The sequence below is a fragment of the Gordonia effusa NBRC 100432 genome (genome assembly GCF_000241305.1).
In the GTDB taxonomy this organism is placed as follows: domain Bacteria; phylum Actinomycetota; class Actinomycetes; order Mycobacteriales; family Mycobacteriaceae; genus Gordonia; species Gordonia effusa.
The window spans coordinates 1-20,297 of record NZ_BAEH01000125.1; the positions used below are offsets into that span (position 1 = coordinate 1).

Annotated in this window: 6 protein-coding genes; 2 read left to right on the forward strand and 4 right to left on the reverse strand. The window is 63.2% G+C overall.

Translation table 11 applies throughout. The features are described 5' to 3' along the window. From GOEFS_RS21415 to GOEFS_RS21425, 3 genes are all read right to left on the reverse strand, one after another. A partial coding sequence (locus tag GOEFS_RS21415; RefSeq protein WP_007320047.1) for a type I polyketide synthase occupies positions 1 to 2,804 on the reverse strand: 2,804 nt, incomplete at its 3' end. Positions 2,805 to 2,852: 48 nt separating this feature from the next. Then, a complete protein-coding gene (locus GOEFS_RS21420; protein WP_007320048.1) occupies positions 2,853 to 7,583 on the reverse strand; it encodes a type I polyketide synthase in 4,731 nt (1,576 codons plus the stop codon). Next, positions 7,580 to 15,943 carry an SDR family NAD(P)-dependent oxidoreductase gene (locus GOEFS_RS21425; protein ID WP_050950009.1) on the reverse strand — a complete coding sequence of 2,788 codons (8,364 nt, stop codon included), beginning with the start codon at positions 15,941 to 15,943 and terminating at the stop codon, positions 7,580 to 7,582. Before GOEFS_RS21425 ends, GOEFS_RS21420 begins: the two co-directional genes overlap by 4 nt. A 239-nt stretch (positions 15,944 to 16,182) precedes the next feature. Here GOEFS_RS21425 and ccrA point away from each other — a divergent pair, with 239 nt between their 5' ends. Both ccrA and GOEFS_RS21435 read left to right on the forward strand, forming a co-directional pair. Beyond that, complete coding sequence (gene ccrA / locus GOEFS_RS21430) at positions 16,183 to 17,535, forward strand: crotonyl-CoA carboxylase/reductase (RefSeq protein WP_007320050.1); 1,353 nt, start codon at positions 16,183 to 16,185, stop codon at positions 17,533 to 17,535. 13 nt (positions 17,536 to 17,548) lie between these two features. Further along, on the forward strand, positions 17,549 to 18,757 hold the full coding sequence (locus tag GOEFS_RS21435) for a cytochrome P450 (protein WP_007320051.1): 1,209 nt from the start codon (positions 17,549 to 17,551) through the stop codon (positions 18,755 to 18,757). A gap of 261 nt (positions 18,758 to 19,018) precedes the next feature. Here the strand turns inward: GOEFS_RS21435 and GOEFS_RS21440 are convergent. After that, positions 19,019 to 20,297, reverse strand: a 1,279-nt coding sequence (locus GOEFS_RS21440; RefSeq protein WP_040525903.1) for a polyamine aminopropyltransferase, incomplete at its 5' end; no start/stop codon positions are given.

Genomic DNA, 20,297 nt, shown 5'->3' on the forward strand with positions numbered 1-20,297 from the left:
GCGAGTAGTCGGTGCCCGACGGTGGTCAAGCCCAGATCGCGAACGTTGGCACCGTTCGCCTGCACGCTCTCAGCAGCCCAATAGCGCTGGCGGTCGAAGGAGTAGGTGGGAAGGGGGACTATCGACGACTGGCGGAAAGCGGGCAACAACGCCCAGTCCACGTGCACCCCGTTGACGTGTAGCCGTGCTGCGGCCAGCATCAACTCGTTCAGACCGGGCCGGTCGCGTCGAAGCGTCCCGGTCGTCACCGTCGTCGTAATCATCGATTCCTCGGCGATTTCGGCGATATTGTTTGTCAATAGTGGATGGGGACTTACCTCGACAAAGGTGTCCAGACCGGCCTCGAGTGCGGCCTCCACCGTCGGGGCAAACCGTACCGTCGCCCGAAGGTTCTGGTACCAATAGTCGGCGGTCATGGTCGAGGTCTTCAGCGGTTCACCGGTCACCGTGGAGAAGATCGGGATGGAGCCGTTCGTCGCGGCTACACCGGCCAGATCTGTCCGGAGGCGGTCGGCGATCGACTCCACCTGCGCTGAGTGCGAGGCGTAGTCGACATTGACGCGCCTGTTCCATACGCCGTTGTGATCCAGCTCGGTGGCCAGTGCATCCAACGCCTCGACATCGCCGGCGACCACCACCGACGAGGGGCCGTTCACGGCGGCCACTGAAAGGCTAGTTTCGTAGGGGGATAGGCGTACTCGGCATTCCTGCTCGGACAGGGCTACGGTCAGCATGCCGCCTTCGCCCGCCAGCTCGGCGAGTGCCTGGCTGCGAAGCGCGACGACCCGTGCCGAATCTTCGAGTGTCAATGCTCCGGCGATATGTGCCGCGGCGATCTCGCCTTGCGAGTGGCCGATTACGGCTCGTGGTCGTACGCCCAGATGTATCCATGTCTTGGCAAGCGCGATCATCATCGCCCACAGCACCGGTTGAACCACGTCGACGCGATCGAGATCGGGCGCGCCGGCGGTTCCGGCGAGAACGTCACGCAACGACCAATCGACATGGGGCGCCAGTGCCTCGGCACACTCATCGAGATGTGTTGCGAATACGGGCATCGTGGTGAGTAACGAGTCGGCCATCCGCGCCCACTGTGCTCCCTGGCCGGGAAATACAAAGACGGGTGAGCGTCCATGCCGTAAGCGGCCGGATACGGCATTGTCGGCGAGACTGCCGGTAGCGATCGCGGTCAGTCCCCTCCGAAGATCGGCGACGGTTTCGCCGACGACTACAGCGCGTTCACCGAGTAACGCGCGGTGCCGCAATAGCGACCAGGAGACGGCGCCGATCGATGAGTCGCTGAATCTGGCGGCAAAGCTACGCAGTGTATTTGCCTGGGCGGCAAGGGAATTGGTGGAACCTGCCGACAATAGCCATACGCCGGGCAGGTGTTCATCACTGATTCCGCCTGTCATGGGCTGCGGTTCGGGAGCCTCTTCGATGATCACATGCGCGTTGGTGCCGCTGACGCCGAAGGCGCTCACCCCGGCTCGTCGGGCGTCGCCGCGCAGTTCCCAGTGCCGTGCGTGTGTGAGAACCTGGACGGTGCCTGCCGACCAGTCGATCCGTTGTGACGGCCGCTCGGCGTGTAAGGTCGCCGGCATTCGCTGATGTTGTAGTGCCAGAACGGTTTTGATTACTCCGGCCAATCCGGCCGCGGCCTGCGTATGCCCGATATTCGATTTCACCGAGCCGAGCCACAGCGGGTCGTCCTCTCGGCCGTGCCCATAAGTGTTTATCAGCGCGCTGGCCTCGATCGGGTCGCCGAGCGAAGTCCCCGTCCCATGCGCTTCCACTAGGTCGATATCCTGTGTGCGCAAGCCACATGAGGATAGGGCGGCTTCGATCACCCGTTGTTGCGCAGGACCATTTGGCGCCGTAAGGCCGTTGGACGCGCCATCTTGATTTATCGCTGAGCCGCGTAGAAGCCCGAGAATTTGTCGTTCTTGGGCGATCGCGTCGGAGAGGCGTTCGACGATAATGACCGCTGACCCTTCGCTCCACCCGGTTCCGTCGGCCTCATCGCCGAAAGCCTTGCACCGTCCGTCCGGAGCGAGGCCCTGCTGTCGTGAGAACTCGACGAAGAGCGTAGGGGTGCTCATCAACGAGATTCCGCCAATCACCGCACTGTCACACTCCCGTTCACGCAGGGAGTTGATCGCCAGATGCATTGCTACCAGTGATGACGAGCACGCGGTATCAACCGTGAGAGCCGGTCCCTCGAGCCCGAAGGTGTATGCGATCCGGCCCGACGCAACACTCGCCGCGTTGGCGACGCTGATGTAGCCCGCCAGTTCGGCGGGATGCTCGGTGATAGTGGCCGGGTAGTCATTACCGTTGGTGCCGATGAAGACGCCGGCTCGGGTGCCGCGAAGTTCGGCCGGCACAATTCCGGCGTGTTCCATTGCCTGCCACGTGGTTTCCAGCAGCATTCGGTGTTGCGGGTCGGATGCTTTCGCCTCCCGCGGCGACATGCCGAAGAGCGCGGCGTCGAAGCCCGCGATGTCATCGAGGAAGCCGCCCTCCTTGGTGATCGACGTCGTCGGACTGTCGTCATCGGCGAACAGACGTTGAATATCCCATCCCCGGTCGCCCGGGAATTCTCCGATCGCGTCGGCTTCGTCCTCGAGTAGCCGCCACAGGTCGTCGGGCCCATCGATCCCGCCGGGGAAACGGCATCCGATTCCGACGATCGCGATGGGTTCGGCCCGACTGTCCCTGATATCGCTCAGCTCGCGCCGGGTCTGCTGCAGTTCGAGCGATACCTTGCGGAGCAGGTCGCGGATTCGATCATCCTCGTGCATATGAACTCCTCGTTGACAGTCGGCATTGGGGTGGCTGGGTCTGGAGCATCATGAGATGCCGAGATTCTTGGTGATGAAATCCGCGAGTTCCGAATCTGATGTATTCGACAGCTCCGTATCGAAATCGCTTGTGCGCGAATCATCGAGCATGGCGACGAGGGATCGAAGCCGCGAGCGCACCTCGGTGAGGCCGGAGTCGTCGAGATCGGTGAGGGTTGTCTCGAGCTGGTCGATATGACCCAGAACCTCCGCCGTTGGCGAGAGCGTGTCTTCACCGTGGACCGACAACAGGTGACCCGCCACCGCACGCGGCGTCGGATAGTCAAATAGGACCGCGGGAGACAGCGGCAGCCCGGTCACCGAGCGCAGGCGATTGCGGAGCTCTACCGCGGTGATTGAGTCGAACCCGCGTTCACTGAAAGACAAGTCGGGGTCGACCTCGCTACTGTTCGCCGCTCCCTGAACCGCTTTGACATTCTCGCTGATCAGGAGGATTGCGGCTTCCATCCGATCACCATCGGTAGTGAGGACAGTCTCCCAACTGGCCCCCGGAGCCGACTCGATCCGGGTACTGAAGTCGCCGAGTTCGGCGATCAGAGCGTTATGTTGTCGTTCCGCCAATCGCTTCCAGTCGACGTCGGCTATTGCCACATGAGCGCGTGCGCCGCCGACCACGCGACCCAGACTCTCAACGGCCAGGGCCGGATCCATCGGCCGGAAGCCGAACAGGGCCGCACGCTGTGCCCCGGCGTCGTCGATGATTCCGTCGCCGTCCCACAGCCCCCACGAGATCGAGGTGGCGGGTAACTCGCGCTGACTGCGATATGTCGCTAAGGCGTCCAGAAATGCGTTCGCGGGCGCGTAGTTCGCCTGGCCGGGAATGCCGCAGAGACCGGCGATCGACGAATACGTCACGAATGCGGTCAGCGGAATCCCCGTGGTCGCATCATGGAGGTTGACTGCGCCGCGCGCCTTGGCCTCGAGGGCCGCACGCACGCGGTCAGCGTCGATGGCTCCGATCGCGGAATCATCGAGGGCTGCGGCGGTGTGGAAGACAGCGGTTAACGGGTGATCGGGCGAAATCGCGTCGACAACCTGTTGCACCTGCCCGCGATCGGAGATATCGCATGCCACGACGGTCGTTGCGACGCCGGTTGCCCCCAGCTCGTCGACCACGGCGTCGACTCCCGGGGTCTCGGGACCGCGGCGGCTAACCAGGACTAGGTGACGTGCGCCAGCGGCGGCCAGCCAGCGTGCCGTCGCGATGCCGAGGGCTCCCAGCCCACCGGTGATGAGGATGGTGCCGTCGGGGTCTGGCTGCCAGCCGGGAGCGACATCGGCTGCCGGCTCACGGACGAGCCGGCGGGCCAGTACACGTCCGGACCGCAACGCGATCTCCGTTTCGGGGTTACGCCTGCTCGTCATCACTCCGGTGGCCGCGTCGAGACTCGTGGTGTCGCTGAGGTCATTGATGTCGATGACGCCGGCCCAGACGTGCGGTAGCTCCACCGCGGCGACAGACCCGAAACCCCAAACGAGCGACTGTGCGGGTGATGCGGTTCGATCGATCCTGGTCGCAGTGACGGCGCCGGATGTCACCGCCCACAACCGGGTCTGCAGGCCAGCGAGATCCATCGCGCGAGTGAGTGCGACCGTTGGATAAAGATCGTGCGCGCCCGGCCGGTTGTCGGCTCGATCGCCGTCGCCGAGGGCCAGTAGCGACACAATCCCGGCGGGGGAACGGTGGTCGGTGACCGACGAGACGAGGGTGGCCAGACTGTCGGAGTCGGCGATCTGCTCGGCGTTTACCTCAACTGTCACCGTTGTCGCACCGGCGCGGTCGAGCCGCTCGGCCACCGCGGTCGCCCGGGGCATCTGTCCGACGTGATCGATCACTAGCCAATGGCCGGGCTGCCGCTCGACCGCCGGCGCGTCGATGTCATGGAACTCGACGTGATAATTCCATCCGTCGTCGGTGGTTGATTCGGGCCCGGTGCGATAACTCGTAGCTGGCCAGAAGCGTTGTCGTTGAAAGGCGTAGGTGGGGAGGTCGGCAGCCGTGCCTTCGCCCAGGATGGACGTCCACTCCGGTGATCGGCCGTTGACATGGAGTTCTGCGACTGCGGCCAGTATCGCGTCGTCGGCCGCCGGCCCGATCGGCAGGGTGCTGATCGTCACCGGCGGCTGACCGCCGGAAGTCGTTGCGCTGGTTGCGGATCCGACTGTCTCGGCAGCCAGCGCTGTCAGCACCTGCCCCGGTCCCACCTCGACGAGCAATGCGGTTCCCGCGGCGTGCACCGTCCTGATTCCATCGGCGAACCGCACGGGACGACGTAGGTGTCGTGCCCAGTAAGCAGCATCCATCGCGGTGTCGACGAACTCTCCGGTGAGATTCGAGACGATCGGTATGGTGGGTCGACGATACTCGAGTTCTGTTGCGGTAGAGAGGAACTCGTCGACTATCGGGTCCATATGGGCAGAATGGAATGCGTGCGAAGTGTTGAGTATTTTGGTCTTGTACCCATCAGCTCGAAGCGAGTCGGCCACTGCGGCAACTGAATCGGCGCCTCCCGAGATGACCGTGGACCCAGGCGCGTTCTCGGCGGCGAGATCCACCCCGTGGGCATCTCCGATACGCGCGAGGACAGTGGCCGAATCGGCACCAACGGCGATCATTAGCCCCTCCTGGGCGGCTGAGTCCATCGCTGTCGCTCGAGCCGCGACGAGACGGCACGCGTCGTCACGCGACAGCACCCCGGCGACATGCGCCGCGGCGAGTTCGCCGATGGAGTGACCGATCACGAAATCTGGTCGGATACCCCATGATTCGAGAAGTTCGGCTGTTGCCACCTCAAGGGCGAAGAGGGCTGGCTGAGTGAACAGCGTGTGGTCGATCCATGCCCCGCCTGAGTCGTCGGTCGCCCCGTCGAGAGCCACCGATCGAAGACTGACGTCGGCGGTGCCGGCCATCAGGTCGTCGATTCGGTGACATATCTTCTCGAACGTCTCGCGGAAGACGGGATATTCGAGGAGTGCCACTCCCGCCCCGGGGCGCTGGCTGCCCTGCCCGCTGAACATGAATGTGAGTGCGCCGTCGCGGGGTGTCCCGTGATGTGACCCGGGATGGTCCTGCGACGTGGCGACCGCTTCTAGTCCGACAACTAAATCGGCAATGGTTCTACCGGTCACCGCCGCTCGGTGCCGGAATGTCGTCCGGGTGGTGGCCAGGGCGCGCGCGAAATCAGCCGGGCGCTGCTCGCCGTCGATTGTGACATGAGGGAGGAGTTTGCTCGCCTGTGCCCGAAGCGCCGCTTGATCGTGGCCGGAGAGGGGCCAGATATGTATCGGCCCGGAGGTGTCGTCAACCGATTCGGCGAGGGGGGCGGTCTCGTGGGGTGCCTCTTCCAGCACAACGTGCGCGTTGGTTCCGCTGATCCCGAACGAGGAGATACCGGCGCGGCGCGGAGTTTCGTGGGAGGGCCAGTCGCGAGGCTCTTGTAGAAGCCTCAACGGGATTGACTCCCAGTCGATATGGTGGCTAGGTTTCTCCGAATGTAGTGTGCGCGGGAGCCTTTCGTTCTTTATCGCCATGGTCATCTTGATGATCCCGCCGACTCCCGCAGCGGCTTGGCTGTGGCCGATGTTGGATTTTAGCGATCCGATATACAGCGGATCGTCTGTGCTGCGGCCCTGGCCGAATACCGCTGCGATCGCCCCGATCTCGATCGGATCGCCGAGTGAGGTTCCGGTGCCGTGTGCTTCGATGACGTTGATGTCTTCGGGGCTCAACCCGGCTTGGTCGAGGGCCGCTCGCAGCACACGTTCTTGCGACGGTCCGTGCGGTGCGGTCAGTTGGCTACTACGTCCGTCCTGGTTCACTGCACACGACCGTAAGACGCCGTGGATCTCATGTCCGTTGCGTTCGGCGTCCGACAGACGTTCGAGCAGTAACAAACCGGCGCCTTCAGACCACCCGGTTCCATTGGCTTCGGCAGAGAATGAACGGCATCGTCCGTCAGGTGAGAGCGCACGCTGTTTGGTGAAATCAACGAATGTCGTCGGTGTCGACATCACGGTCACGCCGCCAGCAATCGCGAGGTCGATCTCGCCGTTACGCAAGGCCGACATCGCCTGGTCGACCGCCACGAGCGACGACGAGCATGCCGTGTCGACGGAGATGGCCGGGCCGGTTACGCCCAGCGAGTAGGCGATTCGACCCGACACGACACTTGCGGCGCTTCCGATAACCACATACCCGTCCTGAGCCGTTCCCGGCGCGATCTGGGTTCCGTAGTCGTAATACATGACTCCGGTGAAGACGCCTGTCGCACTCCCACGTAGGGAGCTGGGCACGATTTTCGCTCGTTCCAGCAATTCCCAGCTGAGCTCGAGCATCACCCGCTGCTGGGGATCGACCGCGATCGCCTCCCGCTCGCCGATGTTGAAGAATGCGGCATCGAATTTGTCGGCGTCGTAAAGGAATCCGCCCTGACCGGTCAGCGATGCGCCCGGTGTGTCGGGGTCGGATCGGTGTAGATCTGCCGGCCACCCACGGTTGCCGGGGAACTCACCGACCGCATCGACGCCGCCGTCGACCAACTCCCACAGATCCTCCGGTGAACGCACCCCACCGGGATAGCGGCAGGCCATGCTCGTGATGGCGATTGGTTCGGTCTGCCCGGCCGTAGCCTGCTCCAGGCGTTGTCTGGTGTTCTGCAGTTCCTGTGTCACCCGCTTGAGGTACAGGCGGAGTTTTTCTTCGGCTGTCGGTGTGGTCATCGGGCCTCGTTCCGGCTCAGTCCCAGTTCGTCATCGATCAAGGCGAACATTTCGTCGTCGGTAGTGCTGGTCAGGTCAGCCCCCGCGACGCGCGCAGCGGGGGATAGCTTGTCGCTCAACGCGCGCAGCTGGTTCGCCAGGTGTCCGGCGGCGGCTGACTCCAATGTCGAAGACAGTCGATCGACGTGCGCGAGGAGATCATCGAGGTCGAACGTAGGTGCCTCCGGGCTGGTGTCGGTCGAGTCGGAGCGTTCGTTGAGCAGACCAGAGACGAATGCGACGACATCGTTTACCGTCGGCTGGTCGAGGATCAGTGTCGCCGGAAGTGTCAGTGCGTACGCCCGGGAAATCTGGTTTCGAAGTTCCACCGCGGCAAGGGAATCGACGCCCATATCGAGAAACCCTCGGTGCGGGTCGACCTCGGATGGGCTATGGAACCCGAGTGCGGAGGCGACAGCTGTACGAACGAATCGCGCGACGTCGGCTGTGGTCGGCTGCGGGGGTTGGTGGGGGTCCCGACCAGCTCCCGGTGGTGGGGCGTTGGTGCTAGCGCGGGGAGTCGATGGGTCCTCGGTCAGTTCCTGCCGTGGGGGCCGGATTTGTTCTGATAGGCAATGAGGCCATGCCGAGGACGCGAGCACGTGGATCGAGGTTGATGCTAATGCGGCGTCGAGCATCGTTGTCGCGTCAGCGGCGTTGACCGTTCCCACTCCGGATTGTTCGAGGCGGGTACGTGCGGCACTGGTCAGTGATTCCCCCATCCCCTCCGTTCCGCTCCACAGTCCCCATGCGATCGACGTTGCGGTAAGGCCGGCCGCGTGTCGTGCGGCCGCGAGTCCGTCAAGGAACGCATTCGCCGCAGCGTAGGCCCCCTGGCCGACGTTGCCAGTTGTCGCGACCATCGAGGAGAAGAGCACGAAGGCGCGTAGATCGATTCCGGCGGTCGCGGTATGCAGGTGCCATGCGGAGTCCGCTTTGGATCGCAGTACAGTGTCGAGCGCGTCGGCGGTGATGTTCGACAACAAGGCGTCATCGAGTGTGCCCGCCAGGTGAAACACTGCGTGCAACGGCGCGGTCGGAGGGGCGGCTGCTACCAGGTCGGCGACAGCGGCGCCATCCGAGAGGTCGCATCGCACAACTTCCACCTGTGCCCCTGCCGACCGCAATTCGTCGGCGAGGCCGTCGGGTGACCGGCGGCCGCCAACCAGCAGGAAACTCCGCACCCCGGCGGATTCCGCGAGATATCGACATACGGTCGGAGCAAGCCCGCCCGACGCGCCGGTGACAAGGACGGTGCCGTCTCGGAGGTCGGGACGACGCGTTTCGTCGATCTCGACAGGTACGGTCGTGGGCCGGCGGATCCGATCGGCGAAGAGGGTGATCTCCGAGGAGGTGTCCGAAGACGCTGCTGCTGCGACCATACCCGGATCGACAGGGGCATCGGTGGTGACCAGCCGGAATCGACCCGGATGCTCCAACTGGGCGGCCCGGACCAGCCCCCGCACCGGCCGCAGGCCTATCGGACCATACGGATCATCTTGTGCCGCAGTGCTATTCGGAATGACAACGATGAGCTCTGACTGGGCCCACCAGCCATCGCTGACCCATTCGCGCAGGACCGCGGTGTACCGGTGTAGTTGGCTATGGACGGCTTCGGGGAGAGCGCTTCCGCCCTGCGTCTGCGGCAATAGGATCACGCGCCCCGCTATGGTTCCGGCGACCTCCCCGAGCGTTTCGCCGGGTCTGTCGCTGATCGTCGCCACGGCGAAGTCCGGATCGATCGAGTCACTCACCACCCGGCCGTCCTCCCAGATGATCATGCCGGGCGAGCCGGCCAGCTGCTGTTGCCCGGTGGCGACCGGCAGCATGACTACCTCATCGATGTCGGCGACTCGTGTGCCGTCGGGCGCGAATACCGCGATGGCGGCCGAGTAGGTACCGGTTCGAGTCAATCGGGCGTAGGTGGTGCGGGGCGGGACTTGATGGATTCGGATTCCGATGAACTGGGCGGGGATGACCCGGCCCAGCCCCTCCCGCACCATCGTCAAGACCAGCGTGTGAAGTGCTGCGTCCATCATCGCCGGGTGAAGGAGATATTCCGACATAGCGGCCGATGGCGGCATCGTTATCCGGCAGTAGCTCACCTCGGGGCTAGGTTGGCACTCGGCGACGTTTCGTAAGGCAGGACCGTATTCGTAACCGGCAGAGCGTAGTTCGCGATAGAGATCCTCCGGTGGCGTCGGCTGCTCGGAATCGAATCCCGACGTCACATCCGAGCGCGGGTGGCCGGGTGCTGCGTCGCTAGCCCCGATACGTCCGGCAGCGTGCTGAATCCAGTCGGATGTGGCTGTCCGCGAACGTATCTCGAATGACCACTCGGGTTGAGACTGCCCGTCGTCGGCTGGATCGACTCGTATCTCCACCAGACGATCTGAATCCGCGAGCAGCATGGGCGCGATGAGATTGATCTCGATTACCTCGCCGGATATCTCGCGTGCGGCGTATGCGGCGAGGTCGAGGAATCCCGTCCCGGCGAAGAGAACTGTGCCGCCGATGCGGTGATCATCGACCCACGGAATCGTCGCGCCTGACACCGCACCCACGCCGAGCAGCCCTCCGTCGGCACCACGCACCACTGATCCGAGGATTGCGTGCCTGCCCGGCGTCGCTGCCTCACCGCTGCTCCAGAATCGCTTGCGGGTGAACGGATAATCGGGACTTGGCTGGGAGTCAACGGGTTTCGACGGCATTACCGCCGGCCAAGCCACGTCCACGCCGTCGAGATAGAGCGCTTCAAGCGTGCGCATGATGGCCGTCGGTTCGGCGTGTCTGTGTGTGAACGTTGAGACCACTAAGTAATCGCTTCCGCCCGGGGGGTCACTCGGTGCGGGCGTCGATGCCGCTAAGGTCTGATCGATCATCGGTGCTACTGCGGCGGACGGGCCGATTTCCAGAAATGTGTGTACCCCTTCCCTCCGAAGGGTCTGAACAACGTCCGCGAAGCGGACGGTGTCACGCAGGTGCGATACCCAGTAGTCCGCGTCGAGAGTCGTTGCCTCGGTGACGATCTCGCCGGTGAGCCCGGAAACGAGCGGTATCGTCGGAGCGGCGAAGTTGACCGTCTCGACGACCTGCCGGAATTCGGCGAGTGCAGACTCCATGTGGTGGGAATGAAAAGCGTGTGAGACGGTCAGGGCGCGGACTTTGCGGCCAGACTCACGAAATTTCTGCGACACGTCGGTTACCGCGGCGACATCGCCGGAGATGACCGTCGATAGTGGCGCGTTGATCGCGGCGATACCGACCCCGTTGATCGCGGCGATCGCGGCTCGCGTCTCAGCCTCGTCGGCTTCGATCGCCGCCATCGCACCGGCGGTTGTGACAGCCGCCATCAGCGCCCCGCGCGCGGTGACCACACGGCACGCGTCGTCTAGCGACATCATTCCCGCGACATATGCTGCGGCGAGTTCTCCAACCGAATGTCCCGCGACGTAGTCCGCGCGTACGCCCAGATCGCCGAGCCATTCGCACAGCGCCACCTCCACCGCGAAGATACCGGGCTGGGCGTAGCGAGTGTCATCGACTCGACCGGTGACGGCGTTCCCGGCCAGCACATCGAGCAGAGGTTCGGGCAGATGGTTGTCGAGGTAGTCGGCCACCGCGTGGAGGCGCGCGGCGAACTTGGGCTGGCTCTTCGCCAGGGCCAGCCCCATTTCCAACCGTTGACTGCCCTGCCCGGAGAATACGAACGCGCGGGTACGGCTGCCGATGCCGGCGATGCCGGCGATGGCGGCATTCGGCGATATTCCACCGTCGGCGATGGTTCGTAGCGCCGCGACCATTGCATCGCGCGGTCCATGCACCACCGCGCGATGCGAGAACGCTCCGTCGATACGAGCCAGCTCGCCGACGATCGCGGGGTGGTCGCCATCTGCTGAGCTCAGCGCTTCGGACAGGCGAGAAGCATAGTGTCGCAAGGCATCACCTGAACGTGCGGAGAAGATTATCGGCGCATCCGGGTGGACCTCCGCCGGACATTCCGGTACATCCTCGGCAGGCGCGTGCTGCAAGATGACATGCGCGTTTGTGCCGCTGATTCCGAACGACGACACCGCGCCGATTCGTTCGCCGTTTTCGGTCGGCCACGACGCTGGCTGGTGGCCGCGGTGGATCGACAGATTTGAATCGCGCCAGTCGAACAGGTGAGTCGGCGTATCAACATTGATGGTGCTCGGGACGATTCCGGTGCGAAGCGCGCCGAGCATCTTGACCACGCCGGTCAGACCTGCGGCCGCCTGGGTATGACCCGTGTTGGCTTTGACGGAACCGATGAGGACCGGCTGTGAGCGCCCGGGGGCGCGTCCGTAGGTCGCGGCCAGGGCTCCGGCTTCGATCGGATCGCCCAGTGCGGTACCGGTGCCGTGGGTCTCCACGACCGCGACTTCGTCAGCGCGTACGCCCGCGTCTCGTAGTGCCGCGCGGATCACGCGCTGTTGTGCCAAGCCGCTCGGCGCGGTCAGTCCGTTACTCGCACCGTCTGAGTTGATGGCGCTGCCGCGGACGGTGGCGAGGATCCGGTGACCGTTGGCGATGGCGTCTGCGCGTCGCTCGAGGAGGACAGTTACCACCGCCTCGCCCCACGAAGTCCCGTCCGCGTCATCGGAAAATGGTTTGCAGCGACCATCCGCCGCCAGTCCGCCCTGGCGATCGAATTCGGTGAACATCCCCGGTGTGGACATCACGGTGACCCCGCCGGCAACCGCGAGGTCGCAGTCGCCGCTCTGCAGCGCCCGACGGGCCAGGTGAAGAGCTACGAGTGACGACGAGCACGCGGTATCAACGGTCAAGGTCGGACCGTGAAAGCCAAAGTGATACGCAACTCGGCCGGAGACGACACTGCTGGTCGTCCCGGTGAGTACATGCCCGCGTGTACTGCTGTCGGCGGCTGCCATTCGTGGCCCGTATTCCTGCGCCACGGCACCGATGAAGACGCCGGTGGCGCTGCCGCGTAGATCTCGAACCCGAATCCCCGCGCGGTAAATACACGACCAGGTTGACTCTAGTGTCAATCGCTGTTGAGGGTCCATGGCCGCGGCTTCACGAGGGCCGATGCCAAAGAAGTCGGCGTCGAAATCTGCTGCGTCGTAGAGGAAACCGCCACGCATCGGCGCGCTGTCGCCGGACGGGTCGGTGATGCGGAGGGATTCGAGTTCCCAACCCCGATCGGCCGGCAGTGGGCCGGTCAGATCATGTCCTGCGCATAACCCCTCCCAGAGAGCTTCGGGCGACTCGGTGCCACTTGGCCAACGGCCTGCGGTCGATACGATCACCACATCGTCATCTGTCGTGCGCGTGGATCGTTCGGCACCGTCATCCGTCCCGGCAGTCGCCGGCCCCTCTTGATGCGAGCTTAGGTACTCGATGACCGCGCGGGGCGTCGGATGGTCGAAGACCAATGTCGCCGGCACGGGGGCGCCGACCCGCGAACTGAGCTCGTCGCGGAACTCCACTACGCCAAGCGAATCCATCCCCAGAGCGGTGAAGTCGACCTCGAGACGTTCATCATCCACTGTTGACCCGAGCACTGCCCTCAAGGCGGACCGCACCAGGTCGTCGGCCCGGTGCGCGATAGCGGGCGGTCGGGTCTCGTCGTGGTTCTTCCGCGTAGTCGAGGGCTGCCGAGAAGATGTGTTCCCGGGGGAGGTGTCGCCGATGAACCAGTGGGACGTTCGGTCGAAGGGATAGAGCGGCAACGAGATCCGGCGCTGAGGGCTGACGAACTCGTGCCACGACACGGGAAGTCCGGCACAGTCCAGCTCGGCGAGAGTCCGGATGACGTCGCTGTGGTCCTGCCGCTGGACGGGGACGGTTTGAACACGGTCTCCGGCAGTCGTGCGGATAGCGCCGGACAGGGCCGAACCCGGACCGGCCTCGACGATGCATGTGACGCCGGAATCGATGAGATGGCTGATGCCGTCCCGGAACCGGACGGCCCCTCGTAGCTGCTCGGCGAAATAGGAGCGATCGCGTAGGTCCGCTTCAGTCAACGGACTGCCGGTCATCGTGGAGACAATCGGGATTCGTGGCTCGTGAAAGGTGATGTCCTGCAGAATCTTTCGGAATTCTTGCGCAGCTGGCTCCATATGTGCGCTATGGAAGGCGTGGCTGACTTTGAGTAGCGTCGTCTTGTATTCGAGGCGGGTGAGGTGGTCCGCCAAGATGATTACTGCCGCACGATTACCCGATACGACCGTCGAGACATCGGAGTTGACGGCGGCGATCTCCAGACCGGGAATACCGTCCAGGGATTTTCGAACCGTGGCCTCGGGAGCTGACACCGCTAGCATCGCGCCGTCTGCGGTGGCCGACTGCATGAGTCGGCCCCGTTCGGCGACCAGGTGGGCGGCATCGGTCAGGTCAAGCACCTCTGAGGCACACGCGGCGGTCAGTTCTCCCACCGAATGCCCGATGAGATAATTGGGCTCGACGCCGTGGTCGCGGAGTAACCGGAACCACGACAGCTCGATCGCGAACAGGGCGGGCTGGGCGAACTCGGTGCGGTGGATTGCTTCGGTGACTTCGGTGCCGATCAGCAGGTTCCGGAGATCGCCGTCGACATTCGGTTCGAGAGCGTCGAGCACCGTGTCGAGATGCCAAGCGAAGCGAGTATCGGATCGATAGAGCTCGCGGGCCATTCCCGGCCGCTGGCTCCCCTGTCCGGGGAAGGCGAATGCCGATAGTCCGGCCTGTCCAGACCTCGCACGACGTACCCGCCCGCTTATTACTCGATCGTTGGAGCCTCGGGCCAGCGCCTCGAAGCCGGCGCGTGCGTCTTCGAGGCCGCTGGCTATCACGATCGCACGCTGATCGTGACGGGCGCGGGTAGCGATCAACGAGTATGCAAGTTCTCCGAGATCGGGCCGGACGCCGGTGGAGCACAGGTTTGCCAGTGTGGCGGCCCGATTGCGCAGTGATGTGTCGCTCGCGGCCGTGACCACCAGGGGGAGCCCTACTGGCGACGCGCTGGGTTCAGTCGCGCTGGGTTCAGCCGTCGCGTAGGTCGGTATCGGTGGGGCGGCCGCGAGCACAACGTGGCAGTTCGTGCCCCCCATCCCGAATGAACTGACTCCCGCGAACGTCTGCGGGCCCCGCGGCAAGGACCGGACGGAGTCGACCACCTCGATCTGCAGCTCTCGAAACGCGATATCCGGGTTGGGATTTTCGAAGTTCAAGCTAGCGGGCACCACAGCCGCGTTCAGGCTCAGCGCCACTTTGATCAGGCCGGCGACGCCGGCGGCGGCCTCAAGATGGCCGATATTAGTCTTCACTGACCCAACGAGCAGTGGCCCGGTTCGTCTTATCTCGGCGCCGAAGACCTTACCGATGGCACGTGCTTCGATCGGATCGCCGACCGGAGTCCCGGTCCCGTGCAACTCGACATAGTCCACATCCGAGGGGGCGACTTGAGCGTCACGTAGCGCGGCCTCTAGTACGTCGGACTGGCCGATGACGCTCGGGGTAGTCAGTCCGCGTTCCGTCGATCCATCGCTATTCATAGCCGAACCGGCGATCACCGCGTAGACGTGATCACCCGACGCCAACGCCGCGGCGAGAGGTTTGAGGCGAATCACCGCGCCGCCCTCACCACGTGCGTAACCATTGGCTTCAGCGTCGAATACGTGGCAGAGGTTATCGGGAGACAGTGCGCCGAACATCTCCGCAGTCTGTGTTTCACGTTGGGAGAGTGCGAGATTCACGCCGCCGGCGAGTGCTTCGGAGCATTCGCCGCGTCTGATGCTATGCACCGCGAGATGAACTGCGCAGAGTGACGAGGATTGACCTGTGTCTACGGTCAGACTTGGTCCGCGTAAACCTAGGAAATGAGAGATCCGGTTGGCCAGCATGCCCCGGTTGAGTCCGACGAGGCTGTGACGTGGTGGCGTCGCCACCGCTGAAGTCATCAGGTTCTCGTAGTCGCCATGCATCGCGCCTACGAAGACCCCGACATTTTTGCCTGCTAGATCGTGGGGCGAGGTTCGACTGTTTTCGATTGTCTCCCAAGCTAATTCCAGCATCAGGCGCTGTTGCGGATCGGTCGCCGCGGCTTCGGCGGCAGAGATGCCGAAGAAATCGGCGTCCATCTGATCGTGGGCGGAGAAGAAGCCACCCGGTCGCCCGTGCAGCTCGGATTCGCCGATACTTGACCGTTCTGCCGAGAGTAATTCCCACAGAGCATCTGGAGTGCTCGCGCCGGGGAGGCGGCATCCGATTCCGACGATGGCGACGTCGACACGTGGCGAAACTCCCGGAGCGCCGGCAATGCCCGCGTGACCCGGCTGGGTACTCATCGACGTCGTCATTTCAGACACGCAAACGATCATTCAACATAGCTGGCCGCTGCGAGTACCCCTAGCCACCCCTAGGTTGACCCGTAGCCGTATCGCCGTTGTGCCCGAACAAGATTAGGGGATCTGTTTGACATCGAATCGAACTATCGTCGGTGTTGTACGAAGCAGATGAATCGAGTGTTGCCCAGACCGCGCTCGTACCAGCCGGGTCGTCACCGATCCCGGATCACGTCCTTTCCGAAAGAGATGACATGACAGATCCGCTCGCCGCGGCCGCGTTGGCCGGTGAATCCGCCGATACCTTGCTTTCCCTTGACGTGCCTGGCGAATACCTCGCTGCCCACATCAAGGCAGAAGACGTTGCGGGATTCCGCACCGAGCCGGACAAGGATGTCCGCAAGACGATTCACCTCGGTGAGGTCCCGATGCCAGAACTCGCTCCGGACGAGGTTCTCGTTGCCGTGATGGCGAGTTCGATCAATTTCAACACAGTATGGTCGGCGATGTTCGAACCGGTATCTACCTTCGACATGCTCAACCGCTTCGCTAGGACCGGCGGGTATACGACCCGACATCGGTTGCCCTATCAGGTGATTGGTTCGGATGCTTCCGGAGTGATCGTCAGAACCGGTGCGGGAGTGCGTAATTGGTCGGTGGGCGATCATGTCACCGTATCGCCGGTGGTTGTCGACGATCAGAGCTTCGCCGCCCACGATGATGCGATGCGTGACCCGGCGATGACAGCGTGGGGGTATGAGACCAACTTCGGAGGTCTTGCGCACTACACCGTGGTTCGCGCTAGTCAGATCCTGCCCAAGCCAGCACATTTGACGTGGGAGGAGGCGGCCTGTATCAACCTCTGCGGAGGAACGGCATATCGAATGTTAGTGAGCGACAACGGCGCTCGAATCAAACAAGGTGACCTGGTGCTGATCTGGGGTGTCACCGGCGGCCTTGGCGCCTTTGCCGCGCAACTCGTACGCAACGGTGGTGGCATTCCGATCGGCGTGGTGTCGTCGGATGAGAAGGTCGCGCTCGCCAAGCGGCTGGGCTGCGAAGTGGTCATCAACCGCAGAGAGCTTGATCTCGGCAGCGGTGACCGAACACCCGAAGAGACCGCGGCTGCGGCCAAACGTCTCGGTCGGGCAATTCGTGCCGAGTTGGGAGAGGATCCGCATATCGCGTTCGATTACACGGGCAAGGACACTTTCGGACTGTCGGTCATCGTGGTCCGCCGCGGTGGAACAGTGATCACCTGCGGATCATCAAGCGGATACCGACACGACTATGACAACCGATATCTCTGGATGAATCTCAAACGAATTCTCGGCAGTCATGCGATGAACCTTCATGAGGCGCACGAGATGCTGCGACTGTTCGAGCTGGGGCGGATCGCTCCACCGCTTTCTGTGGTTCACCCACTTTCGGAGGTTGCCGAAGCCGCGTATGCGGTCCAGACCAATCAACATGTCGGCAAGGTCGGAGTGCTGGGAATCGCACCGCACGAAGGTCTCGGAGTCACTGACACCGCCAAGAGACAACTGCTCGGCGAGGATTTCTTATCGCCGCTGCGACTCGATCACAATCTTGCTGGCGTCGGATAGGACGGATGGATTTATGCTCGAAACAAAAGTAGACGTGTTCGATCAGTACCAGTATCTCGACGGTGCGCCGTACGCCGACCTTGCCACCTTACGCGACGAGAGCCCTGTCTATCGTAATCCCGATCCTCAACTCACTGAAGGACATTGGGCTGTGACTCGGCACGCTGACATCGTGGCCGTAGCCCGTAATTCGGAGGTCTTCTCCTCATATGAGAAGGGGTCCCAGCCCCTGGAGTTCGACGAAGTCGCCATGGCGGTACAACGTTTGATGCTGATCAATCAGGATCCGCCTAAACATGCCCGGGTGCGGGGTCTGGTCAGCAGAGGGTTTACACCGAAGACCATTGCGACTCTCAAGGACCGGATCGACGAAGAGTGCCGCCGGATCGTCGATCAGGCATTCACCGAGACGGAATTCGACTTTGTCCAGGAGATTGCTGCGAAGTTGCCCATCGCGATCATCGCTGAACTGATGGGCGTTCCCGAGTCCCATCGAGACCAATTGCTCACCTGGTCCAAGTTAATAGCGGGGGAGTCGGATCATCAGCACAATGGGGTCGACGGCACTCGGCAAGCGGTCGAGGAGATGGCGGTCTACGCAGCCGAGTTACGCGCAGATCGCGCCGCGCACCCGCGTCAGGATGTGGCGACTGCACTGACCAGTGCCGACGCTGACGGCAATAGGTTGAGTGAAGAGGAGTTCCACGCGTTCTTCATCCTGATGACCGTTGCGGGCAACGAGACCACCAGATACGCCCTGTCCGGTGCGATTGAAGCATTCGATGAGTATCCCGATGAGTGGCTTCGGCTCAGGGAGAGCCCCGACATAGCGAAGACGGCGACCGATGAAGTCCTGCGCTGGGTCAGTCCGACTAGAGTCTTCCGGCGTACCGCGCGCGTTGACGGAGAGATCGGTGGTGTCGTGATCCGTGGGGGTGAGAAAGTGGTAGCCCACTTAACTTCCGGAAATCGTGATGAGCGGGTTTTCGAGGATCCAGACTCTTTCGATATCGGTCGGTCGCCGAATCCCCATGTCGCTTTCGGTGGCGGTGGCCCGCACTTTTGCTTGGGAAAGCATCTGGCCCTGATGGAAATCGAGTCGATGCTACGTGAGCTCGCGTCTCGTGCTGACCGAATCGAAGTTACGCGAAAGCCGCGACGCCTATTGTCCTACCACTTCAACGGTTTGGTCGATCTGGAGGTTCGAGTCACCAGGTCGTGAGCGTGTTCGAGACCTTCGCGCCCGCACTTGTTGCGTCGACTCGCGGTTGGTTGCATAGTCTCGATACATCCGGCTGGCGGGGCGGTGACTGTTGATCGTCGAGTGCGCTCGCCGAGCGGAGCGAGACGCGCGTGTATCGAGACTCTGGTGAGGTGTGTGGCGAAAGGTGTTGGGCAGGTATGTGTTTGGCCCGCGTGGTCTCGATACACCCGGCTCGGCTGGCGCCTCGCCGGGTACTCGACCAGCGGATGTTGCGATAGGTCAGTACGCAGTCCACTCCGATTGTGCGTAACGCAGGATGCGCGGATCCATCAACGTCGACGGCGGCACCGGGCGCGGTTGCCGGTCGGCGGGAAAGATGCCGGCGGCGGCTAGGACGTCGGGGGTTAAGAACTTCGTCTCGCGCGGCGCGGCCATCGTCAGGGATGGGCGCTCACGTCCGGCGAGGTAGAAACCCCAGTCGCCGAAGGACGGAACGTCGACGTGATAGGGCGTCGTCTTGAACCCTGCCTCGTTGAGCGTTGAACCGATACACCAATACGACTGGGGCGCGAAATACGGTGACCCCGACTGCACGACGACTCGACCGCCGGTGGCGAGATGGCCGCGAACCATCGCGTAGAACTCGGCTGAATATAGTTTGGCCGTTGCGGTTTCGTCGGGATCGGGCATATCGATGATGATGACGTCGAACCGGTCGTGGTTGTCGCGCAGCCAGGAAAAGGCATCGGCGGCAATAATATTCGCGCGCGGATCATTCATTGATCCACGATTGAGTGAGGTAAGCCGAGAGTCCGTGCGGCCGAGGCGGATCATCTCCGGGTCCAACTCCACGAGAGTGGTGGCGCCGAGGTTCGGGTAGGTAAGGACTTCCCGCAGCGCGAGACCATCACCGCCGCCGAGCACCAGTACCGACCCGCCGCGCGCGGGCAGTGCGGACATGGCCGGATGCACAAGGGCCTCGTGATAGCGGTACTCGTCGATCGAGGAGAACTGTAAGTCGCCGTTGAGGAAGAGCCGGGTATCGCGACCAAGGGCCGTGCGGCGCTCGGTGATCACGATGTCCTGATATGGGGTGCGCTCGGCCGCGACCACGGGATCGCGGTAAAGGGCTTGGCGCGCAGTGACTTCGAACCATCCAGATACGACGAGTCCAGCGATAAGCGCTGCGACCACCGCGAGTGTCGCCGCACCGAGCGCGATCAGTTTGGTGCGGCTTAATACTCGGCCGAACACGACGAAGATCAAAAACGCGCCGGCGGCCGCGTTGACCAGACCGACGATGAGCGCGCCGCGCAACTGACCGAAGAAAGGCAGCAGAAGGAAGGGAAAACACAGACCGCCGATAAGTGCGCCAACGTAATCGGCGGCGAACATGTCGGCGACCGCAGAACCAGCTTCCTGTTTGCGAATTCGCTGTAATAGCACCATCAACAGCGGAATCTCGGCGCCGATCAGCAGACCGAGCACGAACGCGACGACGATCAGCGCCGACGTGTAGATCGACAAGTAGGCGAACGCTGCGTAGAGCGCCAGCACT